Source organism: Xanthomarina sp., from assembly GCF_035306605.1.
Classification (GTDB): Bacteria; Bacteroidota; Bacteroidia; order Flavobacteriales; family Flavobacteriaceae; genus Xanthomarina.
Genome location: NZ_DATGNR010000027.1, coordinates 25268 through 40939 on the forward strand (window position 1 = coordinate 25268; position 15672 = coordinate 40939).

Genomic DNA, 15672 nt, shown 5'->3' on the forward strand with positions numbered 1-15672 from the left:
GCATTGATAATCAATATCGATTCCTCAATCCACTAATAGATGGCTTGATTTATTATCAGATTACTACTTTTGTAGTCTATTTCTTAAAGAATCCTCATTTTTTAGGAATTAGCAATTTTTTGTTCCCACTTCCATGCAGAACGCATAGCATCTTCAAGCGTTAATTGAGACATCCAACCTAATTCTTCGTTTGCCTTTTGGGTATCAGCATAAACTGAAACCACGTCGCCTTCTCTTCTTTCAGCTATTCGATAATTTAATTTTTCACCAGAAACACGTTCAAATGCCTGAATAACTTCCAACACAGAACTTCCTGTTCCTGTTCCTAAATTAAAGACTTCATAATTGGTCTTATTATTTTTATCTAAAAGTCTTCCTAGAGCAATTACATGGGCTTTTGCTAAATCTACAACATGAATATAGTCTCGAATACACGTACCATCAATAGTTGGATAATCATCACCAAAAACAGATAACTGTTCTCTTTTTCCAATTGCAGTTTGAGTAATAAATGGAACTAAGTTTTGAGGAATTCCTAAAGGCAATTCACCAATTAAAGCTGTTTCATGAGCTCCAATAGGGTTAAAATATCTTAAAGAAATAGCGTTAAAATTAGTCGAAATTTTGCAAAGGTCCTTAATAATCTCTTCTCCTATTTGTTTAGAGTTTCCATAAGGTGAAATGGCTGGTTTTATAGGTGCCGATTCATTAATAGGTAAGGAATCCGGCTCTCCATAAACCGTACACGATGAACTAAATATAAAGTTTGTCGTCTCTAATTTATTATATTCCCGAAGTAAATAAACTAATGTATTGACATTGTTTTCATAATACATTAAAGGCTCATTAACACTTTCATTTACAGCTTTACTTGCAGCAAAGTGTATAACACCATCTATATTATTGTGTTTCTGAAAAAAGTCTTGAACTAGATTTCTCTCTTTTAAGTCTATGTTTAAAAACTCAGGTTTTTTTCCGGTAATTGACGAAATTCCATCTAAAACTTCTATAGAAGAGTTGGAAAGATTATCAATAATTACTACATCAAAACCTTTATTTTGAAGTTCAACAACGGTGTGAGAGCCTATAAAACCAAGACCTCCTGTAACTAAAATTTTAGCCATTTATATATTCTATAATTTTAGATGCAATAAATTCAATTTGTTCATCATCTAGTTCAGTATGCATTGGTAACGAGATTACATCCTTTACTAATTGGTTTGTAACTACAAAATCAGATTCATTGTAACGAGAATCCTGATAAGCTTTTTGTTTGTGCAGTGGAATTGGGTAATATACTCCACAAGGAATATCGTTTTCGTTTAAAAACTTTACTAGCCCATCCCTATCAACTCCATTTAACTTCAATGTGTATTGATGAAACACGTGGTTATCTGGAGTACCATACTCAAATGGTGTAGATATTTTATCTATATTTTTAAAAGCGGCGTTATATTTATTTGCAGCCTCTCTCCTAGCTTTATTGTAGTTATCCAAATGTTTTAATTTAACATCTAAAACTGCTGCTTGAATAGAATCTAATCTAGAATTCACACCAACCACATCATGATGATAGCGCTCGTACATACCATGATTAACAATTCCTCTAATCATATGTGCTAGATCATCGTCGTTGGTAAAAATGGCTCCTCCATCTCCATAACAACCTAGGTTTTTAGAAGGAAAGAAGGAAGTTGAAGCTACGTGACCAATAGTTCCCGATTTGGCTTTTTTACCATTACTAAATGTATAAGTTGCGCCAATTGCCTGAGCATTATCTTCAATAACATATAAATTATGCTCTTTAGCTAAATCCATAATTTCCTCCATATTGGCACACTGTCCGAATAAATGTACAGGAACAATAGCCTTAGTCTTTGGCGTTATGGCATTTTTTATAGCCTCAATATTTATATTAAAATCATCCGGATTAACATCAACTAAAACCGGAGTTAATTGCAACAACGCGATAACCTCAACAGTTGCTGCGAAGGTAAAATCGGCAGTTATAACCTCATCCCCTGGTTTTAAACCTAGTCCCATCATGGCAATTTGCAATGCATCTGTACCATTAGCACATGGAATAACGTGCTTAACGCCTAAATAGTTTTCAAGATTTTTTTGAAACTCATGAACCTTTGGTCCATTAATGAAAGATGTGTTTTCAATTACTTCTTGAATATCAAGATTAACAGCATCTTTTATAGCCTTATACTGACCTTTAAGGTCAACCATTTGAATTTTTTTCATACCGTGCAAAATTACAAAATTAGTATACGTTAACCAATGAAATTTTATCAAAGAAGTGTATTTTAGCAATAAAGATTTAAAATTGCAACCAATTTATAATTTAGGTATTTACGTAGCTAACATAGCGTTAAAAGCAATCTCTATCTTCAACCACAAAATTAAATTAGGAGTTGAAGGAAGAAAAAGCACTTTTGACATATTAAAATCTAAGATTTCAGAAACCGACAAAACTTTATGGTTCCATTGCGCATCTTTAGGTGAATATGAACAAGGACTTCCTGTTTTCAAGGAATTACGAAAAAATTATCCTAACCATAAAATAGTCTTATCTTTCTTTTCTCCTTCTGGATACGAAATCAGAAAAAATACTGAAATCGCCGATATAGTTGTATACCTGCCATTAGACACAAAAAAGAATTCGAAAACGTTTTTGGACCTAGTTCATCCTGAATTAACCATATTTATAAAGTATGATATTTGGCCTAATATTTTAAATGAATTAAAGCAAAGAGGTTTAAAAGCTATTCTAATTTCCGCATTGTTTAGAGAAAATCAGATTTACTTTAAATTTTATGGAAAATTCATGAGAAACGCCTTGTTTGCCTTTCAGCATGTTTTCACTCAAGATAAAAATTCAAAAAACTTATTAGAAAAAATTGGTTATTCAGAAGTTAGTGTTTCAGGAGACACCAGATTTGATCGTGTTTACAGTCAATTAGAACAAGACAATCAGTTAGATTTTATTGAACAATTTAAAGGCAATAAACTTTGCATTGTTGCGGGAAGCACTTGGCCTGAAGACGAAGCTTTTATAATTCCGTACATAAATTCCTTAGAAACGGACGATGTGAAATTTATAATTGCTCCACACAACATAAAAACTTCTCAAATTGGAAAATTAAAACAAGGCATTAACAAAAAAACAGTACTCTTTTCTGAGAAAGAAAAAAGTAATATTTCTCACGCTCAAGTCCTCATATTAGACACAATTGGATTATTAACTAAGGTTTATAACTATGCAAATCTGGCTTATGTAGGTGGTGCGGTAGGCAAAACAGGTCTCCATAACACGCTTGAACCGGCAGTTTTTGGTGTTCCAATTATTATAGGTGAACATTTTAATAATTTTCCTGAGGCTAAATTTATGATAAAAAATCAAGGTATGTTTTCGGTTAATTCAAAAGAAGATCTCGCTCAGACAATTGATAATCTGATACATAGTGAAAATTTAAGAATTTCATCGGGACAAATTAATTTAAATTATATTAAAAATAATCGAGGAGCTGTAATCCAAATCATGTCTTATTTACGTATATACAATGATTAATTTACGACCGAAATAATTTATGTTAAAAATTGTTAACAAAATTTGTTAAAGTTATTAAATAAGTTATTAAATTCGTACCATTAATTTTTAACACTAAAACTATAACTAATGAACAAATTATTTTTAAGTACAGTACTATTATTATGTCTAAGTTTAACATTCACTTCTTGTAGAGATACAAAAGAAGAAAATGCTGCTGATGCAATTGAAAACGCTGCTGAAGCTGCTGAAGAAACTGCTGCTGATGCTGCTGACACTGTTGGTGATGCAATGGAAGAAGCTGGAGACGCTATCGAAGATGCAGTTGATGCAACTGGTAATGTAATCGAAAATGCTGCTGACGCAACAGGTGAAGCTATTGACAATGCTGCTGACGCAACAGGTAAAGCTGCTCAAGATGCTGCTAATGCAACAGAAAAAGCTGCTAAAGATGCTGCTGATGCAGTAAAAGGTAAATAATTACAACTTACTTTCTTAAAACATAAAGACTCTCAACAACTTGAGGGTCTTTTTTTTTATTTAAAAAATCATATATCAATTTCTTTAACTGGTGAAGATTTGTTAATAAACAAACCGTGACTTTAGATATTATACTATTGAAAAAACCAATAAAAATTCTGAAATTGAAAATACTGATTAAGAAAACATCCTAAAAACTTTTCTCAAACCTATCATTTACAAAAAAACATTGCACTTCACCAATTAGTCAACCTACATTTGAAAACACCTAAATAGCATTTGCCAGTCTTACTTTTTCATAAAGAAACCTACTTTGAACACTTTTTAACCCCATCTGAAACAAAAATATAAGCAAAAATCAAAAACACCCTTACTTATTATCCATAGCTGTTAGTAACTCCAAAAAACTGTTTTTCAGCGGCTGTCTTTATTTTTCTAATCAGTTTTAATAACGCCTTTCAAATAGTTATACATCTCTGTTTTTAACAAATAACTTTCGATAATAAAATCGTAAATATTTTTTTCAAGGTTATTTTGAGCACTAATAAAATAATTATCACAAGCCAACTCGTCGCATTCTATTTTTTGGGTTATTTGGCTGGCCTGAAAATTTGCTTCAGTAATTAACATATCACATTTATTGAAAGCTTTTAAAATTTCCTTTTTAAATCGTTCAAGATTTTCAAAAAGATCCCTCATGTTTTCCTTGTATATAGAGGTATTCACCAAGAAATTCAAAAAGTCTAAATCTTCTTTTAAAAACTGAAGATTAGCCCGAAACCGCTGCATATTATATTGCAGTTCCGCAATTGTTTTTTCGTTATTAAAGCTCTTATATTCTTGACTTGTTTTCATAAAAAAATTCTTAATAAATTATAGTACAATTGTTACGGTGTCTTGAAGCTTTGGAATACTAGCTTCCCAATTATATTTATCTTTAATTTTAACCCTAAATGCATCTAAGGCCATAGGTTCTCCATGGATTAAATAAATCTTTTCTGGAATATTTTTAATATTTCCCATCCAATCTATAAGTCCTTCTTGATCGGCATGAGCCGATAGGCTTTCCATATGCTTAACGGTTGCTTTTACTGGATAATATTTTCCAAAAAATTTGATTTCATGAACACCTTCTAACAGCTGTCTTCCTCTTGTTCCTTCCGCTTGAAACCCCACTATTAAAACAGTTGTTGATGGTTCATCTATAAGTTGTTGTAAATAAGTCAAAACTCTTCCTCCTGTTACCATTCCGCTTCCCGCAATAACTATTTTTGCTCGTTTATCATCAATGGTTTCCCAGGTTTCTTTATAGGATTGAATTATATTAAAATGGCTACACATAGCGTTATATTCTTCTTTTGAAAGCTTGTGCCACTCTGGAAAATGATTAAACACATCCAGAACATTATTTCCCATTGGACTATCTACAAAAATTGGGATGTTTGGGATTTTGTTTTTTTTATATAATTTCCAAAGAATATACATTAATGCCTGAAGCCTCTCTACAGCAAAACTCGGGATAATTAGGTTGCCTTTTTTATGGATTGTATCTGTAATTATTTCTGACAATATTCCATCTACATCTTCTTTTGGGTGGAGTTTATTTCCATATGTACTTTCAATAAATAAAACATCTGCCCACTCTGGTTTTTTAGGTTTATCCAATAAATAATCTTTGATTCTACCAATATCTCCCGAAAACACAAAACGTTTTCCATGAATATCTAATTCGATAAATGTGGCCCCAATAATATGCCCGTTGTATTGAAATCTATACAATATGTTTTCTGTTAATTCAATCCATTTATCTTCTTGTTCCATTTGGAACATATCTATGGTTTTTTCAGCTTCGCTAGTAGTGTAAAAAGGTAATGCAGGAGCATGTTTACTATACTTTTCTTCATTGGCTTTTTTAGCTTCTTCCTCATGAATTCTAGCGCTATCCTTCAAAATAATTTCAGCAATAGCTAAGGTTGGGGCTGTTCCAATTATTTTACCATGAAACCCTTGTTTAACAAGTCTAGGTAAATAACCTACATGATCTAAATGTCCATGTGTTAGCAAAACCAAATCTATATCCTCAACATCAACAGATAAATCTTCCCAATTCAACTCTCTTAATTCTTTAAGACCTTGAAACATGCCGCAATCTATCATTATATTTTTCTCGGGTGTCTCTAAAAGGTATTTAGAACCTGTTACAACACCGGCTGCTCCTAAAAAATGAATTTTAACTACGTTTTTCATGGGTTAACTATTACAAAGTTCTTTTATCTCTTTTAGAATTTTCTCTTTTCTAACTTCAGAAATACCCAAGTGATCTAAGAAAAAAGAATCTCCAATTAAATCTCTACATAAAACTAAATCTCTACTTAATAAAAACTGTTTTTCTCTTTTAGTCAATAAGTTTGAAACCGTAATTGGATACAAACCTAATCTAACTATCTTATCCTTTAATCCATCTTCTTTTGGATAATCCCAACTCAACAGTTTTAATCCTATACATTTTCCATATTGCAACGCATCATCGGTAAAACGAGTATTAGTTACTACATAACCTTCGTTTAGTTTTGTTTTATGCGACTTGGTATCCCAATGAGTTTTAACATCATTAAACCTAGAAGCTATGTAAAGTGGCACTTTTACGTTGCAATTCCTACCTTCTTCACTATGAAACTTACATTCAACCATAGTCATTTCATCGTTTTTGGTAGCAACTACATCTATTTCATGAGGCACACAAGAGCCTTGTAATATTTTACCAACCTGTACTTTATATCCTGAATATTTAAACACAGCGGCTATAAAATTTTCAAACGGAAAACCAGTTGGCCCAAGTTCATAAATGGCTTTTTTTAATTTGTATTTAGAAGCATAACAACTACTCTTCTTTTTTAACAAAGCAAAAGCTCTATTATAAATTTCCTTTGTTGAAATGCCTTGATATAATTCGTCTCGAACCTTATTGATTATCTGGTCTACCAATTCTTTGTCTGCTCCTGAATGACTTAAAGAACCACGTAATTTTTCGATCGAAAATCTCACTTTTTCTCCTGAAGATTTAATAATTTCTATGTTAGGATCCATATTCATGAAGTTAAAGCTAATCAGAAAAGTTAAGAATTCCCGATTTTTGTTTAGTTACTTTTTTGTTTTTGAAGGAATTACCAAAAATGGAATATTCAAATGAAATCCAATCTGACTAATAGTGGATTTAAAAAATAAATTTTCAAAAAATGAATGTTTGTTATTAATCATTATTAACAAATCGGTTGGTGTTGTCGTTTGGAAGTCGCTTATTGCTTGAGTTACTTCTTGACTTTTAACACTAAAAAACTCGTGTTTTAAGTCTTTAAATTTCGTGAACAAGGTAACTTTATTCTTTTTTTGGTCTGAAGTCAACTCCCTACCATAAGACACATTTAAAACATTAATCTTAGCTTCATTGTATTTAGATATTTCAACAAGCGGTTTTATCTGGTTATCATCATAATCGATTTCGTAGTCTGTTGGAAATAAGATATGACTTGGAGTTTGATAATTAAAACCATCAGGAACGGCTAATACAGGACATTTTGCTTGTTTAAAAACATGAACCGTATTCGAGCCAAACAATACTTCTTTTGCTCCTGTAGCCCCTTTAGTCCCCATAATAACATAATCTATTTGGTGTTCTTTTACTTGATCTGCCACTTCTAAAGTAAGTGTATTAAAAACCACTTGACTTATAAAAGTATGATTTGGATTACTAAACTCCTCTATCATTCTCTGTTCAAGCTTCTTCATAGATATTATAGCTTGTTGTTTTACAACATCTTCCAAACCTATTTGTGAAGGACTTAACATAACGTATTCAACGTGATATACAATGGGAGTGTAAGTATTCAACAAATGAAAAGTACACACTTCATCTTTAAACAATTGGAGTGCGTAAGAAATAGCATTCCATGAGTTTTCTGAAAAATCTGTTGGCAGGAGTATTTGTTTCATAGTTTGAATGTTTAAATATTTTCATTTTGCATAGATATTACTATATACCTATTACACACGCTTTATATTTTGCAAAGCCAAAAACGGGATATCCAGATTTAAACTAAGTTTTGAAATGGTAGACGGGTACAAAATATCTTCTAGGAAGGAATGCCTAGAATTCACCATAACCAACATATCTACCTTTTCCGATTTTATGTAATTATTAATAGTTTCTAATATATTTGATTCGTTTTTTACAACTAATTCTATTTGATTTTTACAAACGGTTTCTTTTAAAAAAGCTAAATTATCTTCTTGGCGTAACGATAGTTTTTCACTTCTAGAAACGTACAGTAAATCTATAACAGCTCTGTATGGAGAAGCTAAATCGCATAAAAACTTTAATTCGCGACGTTTATATGGAATCATAAAATTGGTTGGAAAAAGAATATGTTTGGGTTGAGTGTAGGTATAATTTTCTGGTATGGCCAGTACAGGACACTGCACATATTTTAATACTTGTAAGGTATGACTTCCGAAAGTTATCTTCTTATCATTTGTTTCGCCTCGAGTTCCCATTACAATAACATCTATATTTTCTTTATCAACCACCTCATCAGCACCATCAACCAAAAGACTCTTTGAAGAAACTATGTGAAACGTATGTCTAGGATTGGGAGATATTTCTAGAATTTGTTGAAGGATTTTATCTAAATTTTCCAAAGACTTTTTTTCAATCTTTTTTGTAACAACTTCTAACTCTTCACGTGTGATTACATCATTAGTTGCATAAATTTCTTCTTGATAAGTGTGTAAAATATAAAATTGACTAACCTCATACTTAAAAAGCGATAAGGCATATTTTATAGCATTCATGGAATTGACTGAAAAGTCCGTAGGTATCAAAATTTTTCTCATAGTAAAAGTTTTAAGCTCGTCTTATAAACTTAAAGTTTTACCAATCCTTAAACTATGATATATATCAGACAAACAGACTTTTAAGAAAAAAAAATGGGAACTTGTATTAATTCTAATTTAATTAAGATTCCTGAATTTCAATTAACCTCTATTATAAATTTTAATCTCATTTTTATACTTAAAAAAACACTAGACCTTTTAATTTTAGTAATTTATAACGACACAAACGACTTCTTGAAAACCTCAACTATATTAAAAAACCAATACAATTTTTGGCTGTTTCAATCATGACATTATTTGGTTAAATCTGAAGTTTTACTCGCTTTAATATGGCACAATATTGTAAGCTATGTTCAATAAGAAAACTCCAATTAGAAACAGTAACATATAAATTACCTGAACAAACTTCACGTTTATATAATTAATTCTTTTAACTGTTTGTTTTGGAAAAGTGAACAAGGCTAAGCCTATAAATAAGGCAAACCAACCTATTAGAGTGATAATTAATGTCCAATTAGGCTCCCAAATATTATGAACCAAGATATTGAGCAAACCAACAATAATAGCAATGAATGAAGTAACTATTAAAAACTTCTCGTCTCGTAAAAACGAAAATATTTCTTTAATACGCTTGGGATAAAAACTTAATATGACAAAAAACACAAGTAAATACCAACCCCAAAATTTAGCTAAGAAAATAGACATGTCCATAAGTTATTTGTTTTTAGATTAATCAATGGTTTATATAAAACCATATTTAGCCACTGCTAATTATGCAAGACTAAAAACGGAATATTTATATGATAGCTGATTTCCTCAACTTTTGAATGAAATAAAATCTGCTGAAAATAATTCAGATTCTTAGCTACCATGGTAATCATATCTACATCTCTACTTTCAACAAACCCCTGAACAGCCGCTTCAACATCCTTATTGATTAAAAATTGAAAACTATGAGGTTGTTCTTGAAAATAATTTTTTAAGAATTCTTTATTTTTTATTTGATCGCTATTTAATTCGGCTGTTTTTCTACTAATATGAACCACACTAAGAGTGGCACTGTTTTTTTGAAGAATCTGCAATATATAATCTAAAGTATTTAGATTGTATTCCATGGCGAAGTCTGTTGGAAAGGCCAACTCTTTAATTTTTTTATATCTAGCATTTTCCGGAACTATCAAGGTAGTGCAAGCTACTTTAGTGATTATATCACCCGTATTGCTGCCAATAATAGTTGTTTTAAGACCTGAAGCCCCTTTAGTACCCAATACAATTAGTTCAATGTTTTTATTTTTAACCTGATCGCGAATAGACTGTACTAAAAAGTTCTGATCTGCAATAGTGAAAAACTGATGTTTTAGGCTTGAAGGAATTTCCTTGAAAATCCTTTCTTTAAATTGATGTAATTGGGTTTTAGCCGATTTGGTATATACATTTTCCACCACATCCTGAGTAGGCAAATAAGGCACTTCGTTTAGAAGTAGATGGCTTAATCTGTTAACGTGAAGTAGAAAAAAATTACAAGTAGTTTCCTCGTGAAAATCTATAGCATATTTAATAGCATTCCACGAGTTTTCAGAAAAATCTGTTGGCAATAATACATTTTTCATTTCACTGTAACTTAAAACTCAAATGTAAGTCGAGGAAGTTCAAAACAAAATGATATCCATCATATTGCCAATAAGACGATGCTTAATAAATTTCTTTTAATCCTTCTAGATCTAAAATTTTTATATTTCTACCTTCAATTTCAATAAGCCCTTGTTTTTTAAAATGAGTCATAGTTCTAATCAAGGTTTCCGTTGCAATTCCTGCAACACTTGCTAAGTCGCTTCTAGAAATTCTTATGGCATCGTCAGGGTTTCTGTTCAATTTTTCTGCAAATTTAATAATGGTTTGAGCTGTTTTCTGGTTTACAGAACCATAGGCCATTTGAAGTAATTGCTCTTTAACATTAAAAAGATTATCGGTGAGTAATTGAATAAGCTCTAAAGTTACTTGATGATTATTTTCCAAAACTTCTTTTAAAACCGTTTTAGAAATGCTTACTACAGTGGTCTTTTTTATTGCGGTGGCAGATTCTTGATAAGGTTTATTATGAATAAATGAAATATAACCAAATAAATCATCTTCCTTATAAAGTGCCGTTATAAGTTCTTTTCCTTTTTCATCCAATTTATGGCATTTTACTATGCCTTTACTAATTAAATAAACCGCATTAGAATGCTCTCCTTCCAAATAAATACTGTCTCCTTCAGAAAAATGAATGGTTTCACCATTATCATCAAGAAAATTTTTAAGGTCATTTAAGGTTTTTAATTCATCCTCTTGAGAGTTTGGAATAGCATTACTTTGCCTAGTTTCTTTTAAAATTAAAGCCTTTGCTAATCTGCTTTCTATAGCACTAATTAAATCTAACTCATTAAAAGGCTTGGTTAAATAGTCGTCTGCGCCTAAGTTCATACCTTTTCTAACATCTTGAGTTTCGGTTTTTGCCGATAGATAAATAAAAGGGATACTTTGAGTTTCTGGATGTTTTGACAGCTCTTCTAAAACACCATATCCATCTAATTCCGGCATCATTATATCACAAACTATTATATCTGGTAAACTTTGTTTTGCCATCACAACTCCAACTTTTCCATTAGGAGCAGCAAGAACCTTGTAATTGGACAGTTCCAATAACTCTGTTGTGTTTTCTCTTAAAACAATATCGTCTTCAATTAATAATATGGTTTTCATTGATTTTAGTTTAGTGTTTCCCATACAGTATTTAGGGTCTTCACCCTTTAATTATTTACTTATTAATCCTGAATAAGGTTTTCATTATTTGCTTTGTTTGGCAAAGTCAGGATAAATGTACTGCCTACATGTTCTTTACTTGTAAACGAAATGCTTCCTCCCAAATTCTCTACATGGCTTTTCACTATGTTGAGTCCAATTCCTGTTCCTTGTGTTGTTAGTACGTTTTCTGCTCTAAAATATCGGTTGAAAATATTTTTTTGATCAATTTCGGGAATCCCAACACCTTCATCTATGACTTTAAAATAAGTTGATTTATCGTCTTGAGTGATTTCAATAGCTATGTTTGAATTTTCTGAAGAATACTTAATGGCATTATGAATAATATTGGACAAACTTAAGTCGAGAACTCGTTCATCTTGATGCATTGAAAGCTCATCTATATTCTCTGGATACTTAATTTTTTGACCATCCTTTAGCAACATGTTTGAATTATAAACAACCTCGTTTAACACTTTACTTAGTTTAAAGGTTTTGAAACTATAACTAACTTTTCCGGATTCAAGCTTTTCAACCGAAAGGAAGTCGTTTAAAATATTATTTAAGTTATTTACAATATTTGTAATGGTGTTAATATGCTTATCGCGCTTCTCCTGTTGGACTTCCAATGTGTATTTTTTCAAAAGCATGGCCGAAGTTAAAATCCCACTCAATGGCGTTTTAAATTCATGAGAAACTAGCGACAAAAACTTTGTTTTTAACTCATTAAGCTCTTTTTCTTTTTTAAGAGCTTCCTGTAACTCATGGGTTTGCTCATCTACCTGTTCCTTTAAATTTTTAGCATGATTTTCAAGCTGTTTTTGAGTATTCTCAATATATTTATTAGTTAGATGTTTTTCTATAGCAATTCCCGCTAACTTATTCCCAACATTTAATACCTGCTTATTTAAATCGCTAAAATCTTGTTTTTCTTTTCTGTAAATAGCAAAAACACCTAATATTTGGTTTTTAGAAGATACAACAGGAATGGTCCAACACGATTTTAATCCAAGTGGTAAAATTAAATGTTTGTAACTTTTCCATAAGTCGTGCTTTTCTATATCTGAAACCACAACTTCTTCTTTTAAGAAATTTGAAGATTTATTGTAATCAATATGCTTTGTGTTTAATAATTCCTCTATGTTTTTATGATAACTTGGAGGCAAACTTGGAGCAATCAAAGAATGTGAACTTTGCATTTCTTCATTTAACAAGAGTAAAGAAATAAATGCATCTTTTGATTGCTCCTCAATTAAACAAACAACATCTTTTAAAATAGTTTGGAGTGGCTCATCTAAAGCTATGGATTCCAAAATATGATTTTGCTTTAACTTAAAGTCCTCTTGTTTTTTCCTTTCAGTGATATCTAAAATTACTGCAACAAAAACCTCCTTATCCTCAAAATTAGACATTTGCAAGTGGACTTCTATCGGATAAATAGTGCCGTTTTTTCTAACATGCTTTGTTTCAAATTCTAGTTTTTCAACCTTTCGTTTTAATAAACCATCAATTCGTTTTTTAAACTGACTTAGGGTGACATCAGGCTTTATATCAACAGGAGTCATGGTTTTCAGTTCTTCTAAAGAGTAATCTAAATTCTTTAGGGCAACATAATTGGCACTTAAAAACTTCAGGGATTTTGAATCAAAAACATATATTTCATTTAAAGATTCGTCTAATATAGTTGCTAAGTGCTCCTGAGTTTCCTTGGCTAACTTACTTTCAGTAATGTCATTTTGAATTCCCACAAAATGAGTTACAACCCCTAGGTCGTTTTTAATTGGGGTAATATGCAGTTCATTCCAAAACAAAGTACCGTCTTTTCTGTAGTTACGCAAAACAACGTGACAATTAGTTCCGTTTTTTAAGGCTGTATTAATTTTATTTACACTTTCCTGATCTGTATCATCTGCTTGTAAAAACCTAATATCTTGGTTTAAAATTTCTTCTTGAGAGTAACCAGAAAGTTTTTCGAAAGCTGTATTTGCATAAATTATGGGATGATTCTTTTGCAAAGCATCTGTAATTACAATACCATTGCTTGCAGATTTTAAAGCTTGACTTTTTATATGCAACGATTTTTCTATATCTAACCGATTAGAAATATCTATAATCAAGGCCATTACATAGGCTTCTCCTTTAATAGTGAACGGATTTAGTCCAACCTCAATAGGAAAGGTGCTACCATCTTTTCTAAGTCCATAAAGTACCCTATCTCCGCCCATGGTACGTTTTTCTCCATTCTTAAAGAATGCCTTAGAATATTTTACATGATTCTTGTGAAAATGCGTAGGGACCAAACAGTTTAAAGGCTGACTTAAAAGCTCGTTCTTGAGGTATCCGAACATGCCTTCTGAAGTTGAGTTTAATGCTACTATTTTTTGTTGTTTATCAACAATAACAATCCCTTCCGAAATAGCTTCTGAAAGAATCTCAAAAACATCATGATTGCTTTCTAGCATATTAGTTTTTTGAAATATAAATTAATCTTTAAAGTTACTTAATTTTATAGAAATGATAGGAAATTATACTGAAACAAATGTTAGATTTTAATTAAAACCTGAGTCTGAGGGATATCATTTTATATTTTCATATCTATCTTTAAATTGTTTTCATAATTAATTCCTTTATATTATGAAAAACAAAAAAAACTTAAACATTCAGTTTTATGAAGTTTTGGGAAAACTATTTTACGCCATTGCAGTTGCCGATGGAATGGTAGAAGTTTCTGAAGTAAATAAGTTAAAGGAAATTGTAAAAAAGGATTGGTTGTTGGTTGATAAAACCGAAGATGCCTTTCAAACAGATGCTGCGTATCAAATTGAAGTGGTTTTCGATTGGTTGCACTCTCAAAACAATTTAAATAGTGACAGCTTATTTAACGAATTTGTAACTTACAAGAATGAACACAGCCATTTTTTTACCTCAACTATAAAACAATTGATAATTAAAACGGCTCATGCCATTGCTGGTAGCTTCTCTAGAAAAAACAAATCGGAATTAATCTTGCTTGCAAAACTAGACATGGAATTAAAAAAAATATAATTTACAAAACATAAATGACCCAACTAAAAGACTGGATTTTAGAAAACCCAACAATTTACAGCATAGCCAAATTCGCTTTGATTGTAACTCTTGTTGTACTTATTATTCAGTTTTTAAGGCGCTACTTAAAAAAGAATATACCCGACACTTCTGCTCGTTATAAATCGCAAAAAACTGTAGAGTTTATAGGATATGTCTTGTTAGTTATCTTATCCTTTTCATATTTTACTGGCAACATTAAAGACCTAACTCTTGCCATAGGATTGTTTTCGGCAGGTATTGCCTTTACTCTTCAAGAATTAATTTTAAGTATTGTAGGTTCCATCTACATTTTTGTTGTTAATGTTTATAAACCAGGAGATAGAATTGAAATTAATGGTATTAAGGGAGACGTTATAGATGTAGATAGCATGTACACCACCATGATGGAAATTGGACAATGGGTATCTAGCGACAACTATAGTGGAAGAATTGTAAAATTAAGCAATGCCTTTGTTTTTAAAGGCCCGATTTACAACTACTCACAAGATTTTCCATTTATTTAGGATGAATTTAATTTACCTATAAGATATGGTTCGGACATAGAGTTAGCTAAGTCTATAGTTATTGATATAGCTTCAAAAGCATTAACCCAACACACAGTAAGTTCCAAAGCACAATGGAAAGAAGTAGTAAATAAATATTATATTGAGGACGCCGTAGTGGAACCTACATTAGCCATTAGCTTAACAGATAATTGGATTCAATTTAACTTAAGATATATTGTAGATTACAAAAAGCGAAGAATGACAAAGCATGGATTACACGATAGTATACTGAAAGCCTTTGAAGCCACTAACGGCAAAATTATTCTAGCCTCAACCACTATAGAGCTTATTAAAATACCTGAATTAAAAGTTGATGTTACCAAGTAAAAGAAC

Annotated in this window: 16 protein-coding genes; 5 read left to right on the plus strand and 11 right to left on the minus strand. The window is 31.2% G+C overall.

Going from position 1 to position 15672, the window contains the following annotated elements:
* Positions 1-101 precede the first annotated feature (101 nt).
* Entirely contained in the window at positions 102-1124 is a 1023-nt protein-coding gene (gene galE / locus VKY41_RS03725) for a UDP-glucose 4-epimerase GalE (protein ID WP_500813094.1), read from the minus strand.
* Entirely contained in the window at positions 1117-2250 is a 1134-nt protein-coding gene (locus tag VKY41_RS03730; protein WP_500813095.1) for a DegT/DnrJ/EryC1/StrS family aminotransferase, read from the minus strand. Before VKY41_RS03730 ends, galE begins: the two co-directional genes overlap by 8 nt.
* Before the next feature lie 82 nt (positions 2251-2332).
* Here VKY41_RS03730 and VKY41_RS03735 point away from each other — a divergent pair, with 82 nt between their 5' ends.
* Positions 2333-3577, plus strand: a complete 1245-nt coding sequence (locus tag VKY41_RS03735; protein WP_500813096.1) for a 3-deoxy-D-manno-octulosonic acid transferase — start codon at positions 2333-2335, stop codon at positions 3575-3577.
* A gap of 108 nt (positions 3578-3685) precedes the next feature.
* Positions 3686-4036 carry a hypothetical protein gene (locus VKY41_RS03740; RefSeq protein ID WP_500813097.1) on the plus strand — a complete coding sequence of 117 codons (351 nt, stop codon included), beginning with the start codon at positions 3686-3688 and terminating at the stop codon, positions 4034-4036.
* A gap of 435 nt (positions 4037-4471) precedes the next feature.
* Here VKY41_RS03740 and VKY41_RS03745 read toward each other — a convergent pair whose 3' ends face one another.
* The 9 genes from VKY41_RS03745 to VKY41_RS03785 all read right to left on the minus strand — a co-directional run bounded on the left by VKY41_RS03745 (position 4472) and on the right by VKY41_RS03785 (position 14169).
* On the minus strand, positions 4472-4891 hold the full coding sequence (locus VKY41_RS03745) for a hypothetical protein (RefSeq protein ID WP_500813098.1): 420 nt from the start codon (positions 4889-4891) through the stop codon (positions 4472-4474).
* An 18-nt stretch (positions 4892-4909) separates the two neighbouring features.
* Positions 4910-6283 carry an MBL fold metallo-hydrolase RNA specificity domain-containing protein gene (locus tag VKY41_RS03750; protein WP_500813099.1) on the minus strand — a complete coding sequence of 458 codons (1374 nt, stop codon included), beginning with the start codon at positions 6281-6283 and terminating at the stop codon, positions 4910-4912.
* A gap of 3 nt (positions 6284-6286) precedes the next feature.
* Positions 6287-7123 (minus strand): restriction endonuclease, encoded by an 837-nt coding sequence (locus VKY41_RS03755; RefSeq protein ID WP_500813100.1) that lies wholly within the window; start codon positions 7121-7123, stop codon positions 6287-6289.
* A gap of 54 nt (positions 7124-7177) precedes the next feature.
* A complete protein-coding gene (locus VKY41_RS03760; RefSeq protein ID WP_500813101.1) occupies positions 7178-8026 on the minus strand; it encodes a universal stress protein in 849 nt (282 codons plus the stop codon).
* 51 nt (positions 8027-8077) lie between these two features.
* On the minus strand, positions 8078-8926 hold the full coding sequence (locus VKY41_RS03765; protein ID WP_500813102.1) for a universal stress protein: 849 nt from the start codon (positions 8924-8926) through the stop codon (positions 8078-8080).
* Positions 8927-9250: 324 nt separating this feature from the next.
* Positions 9251-9637: a hypothetical protein gene (locus tag VKY41_RS03770; RefSeq protein WP_500813103.1), complete on the minus strand. Its 387-nt coding sequence runs from the start codon at positions 9635-9637 to the stop codon at positions 9251-9253.
* Between the two features lie 56 nt (positions 9638-9693).
* On the minus strand, positions 9694-10536 hold the full coding sequence (locus VKY41_RS03775; RefSeq protein WP_500813104.1) for a universal stress protein: 843 nt from the start codon (positions 10534-10536) through the stop codon (positions 9694-9696).
* A gap of 82 nt (positions 10537-10618) precedes the next feature.
* Positions 10619-11668, minus strand: a complete 1050-nt coding sequence (locus tag VKY41_RS03780) for a response regulator (protein WP_500813105.1) — start codon at positions 11666-11668, stop codon at positions 10619-10621.
* A 62-nt stretch (positions 11669-11730) separates the two neighbouring features.
* Complete coding sequence (locus tag VKY41_RS03785) at positions 11731-14169, minus strand: PAS domain S-box protein (RefSeq protein ID WP_500813106.1); 2439 nt, start codon at positions 14167-14169, stop codon at positions 11731-11733.
* Between the two features lie 172 nt (positions 14170-14341).
* Between VKY41_RS03785 and VKY41_RS03790 the strand changes: the two genes are divergently transcribed.
* From VKY41_RS03790 to VKY41_RS03800, 3 genes are all read left to right on the plus strand, one after another.
* Positions 14342-14752, plus strand: coding sequence for a hypothetical protein (locus VKY41_RS03790; protein WP_500813107.1), 411 nt, complete (start codon positions 14342-14344; stop codon positions 14750-14752).
* A 14-nt stretch (positions 14753-14766) separates the two neighbouring features.
* Entirely contained in the window at positions 14767-15297 is a 531-nt protein-coding gene (locus VKY41_RS03795) for a mechanosensitive ion channel domain-containing protein (protein WP_500813108.1), read from the plus strand.
* Between the two features lie 156 nt (positions 15298-15453).
* The gene (locus VKY41_RS03800) at positions 15454-15666 is read left to right on the plus strand and encodes a hypothetical protein (RefSeq protein ID WP_500813109.1); all 213 of its coding nucleotides are present in this window, start codon (positions 15454-15456) and stop codon (positions 15664-15666) included.
* Positions 15667-15672 lie beyond the last annotated feature (6 nt).

What these genes read in the sequence shown, in the direction of transcription:
- galE (WP_500813094.1), bottom strand. Translation starts at nt 1,124, where the DNA reads ATGGCTAAAATTTTAGTTACAGGAGGTCTTGGTTTTATAGGCTCTCAC.
- VKY41_RS03760 (WP_500813101.1), bottom strand. Translation starts at nt 8,026, where the DNA reads ATGAAACAAATACTCCTGCCAACAGATTTTTCAGAAAACTCATGGAAT.
- VKY41_RS03790 (WP_500813107.1), top strand. Translation starts at nt 14,342, where the DNA reads ATGAAAAACAAAAAAAACTTAAACATTCAGTTTTATGAAGTTTTGGGA.
- VKY41_RS03775 (WP_500813104.1), bottom strand. Translation starts at nt 10,536, where the DNA reads ATGAAAAATGTATTATTGCCAACAGATTTTTCTGAAAACTCGTGGAAT.
- VKY41_RS03785 (WP_500813106.1), bottom strand. Translation starts at nt 14,169, where the DNA reads ATGCTAGAAAGCAATCATGATGTTTTTGAGATTCTTTCAGAAGCTATT.
- VKY41_RS03765 (WP_500813102.1), bottom strand. Translation starts at nt 8,926, where the DNA reads ATGAGAAAAATTTTGATACCTACGGACTTTTCAGTCAATTCCATGAAT.
- VKY41_RS03730 (WP_500813095.1), bottom strand. Translation starts at nt 2,250, where the DNA reads ATGAAAAAAATTCAAATGGTTGACCTTAAAGGTCAGTATAAGGCTATA.
- VKY41_RS03745 (WP_500813098.1), bottom strand. Translation starts at nt 4,891, where the DNA reads ATGAAAACAAGTCAAGAATATAAGAGCTTTAATAACGAAAAAACAATT.
- VKY41_RS03780 (WP_500813105.1), bottom strand. Translation starts at nt 11,668, where the DNA reads ATGAAAACCATATTATTAATTGAAGACGATATTGTTTTAAGAGAAAAC.
- VKY41_RS03770 (WP_500813103.1), bottom strand. Translation starts at nt 9,637, where the DNA reads ATGGACATGTCTATTTTCTTAGCTAAATTTTGGGGTTGGTATTTACTT.
- VKY41_RS03795 (WP_500813108.1), top strand. Translation starts at nt 14,767, where the DNA reads ATGACCCAACTAAAAGACTGGATTTTAGAAAACCCAACAATTTACAGC.
- VKY41_RS03750 (WP_500813099.1), bottom strand. Translation starts at nt 6,283, where the DNA reads ATGAAAAACGTAGTTAAAATTCATTTTTTAGGAGCAGCCGGTGTTGTA.
- VKY41_RS03755 (WP_500813100.1), bottom strand. Translation starts at nt 7,123, where the DNA reads ATGGATCCTAACATAGAAATTATTAAATCTTCAGGAGAAAAAGTGAGA.
- VKY41_RS03740 (WP_500813097.1), top strand. Translation starts at nt 3,686, where the DNA reads ATGAACAAATTATTTTTAAGTACAGTACTATTATTATGTCTAAGTTTA.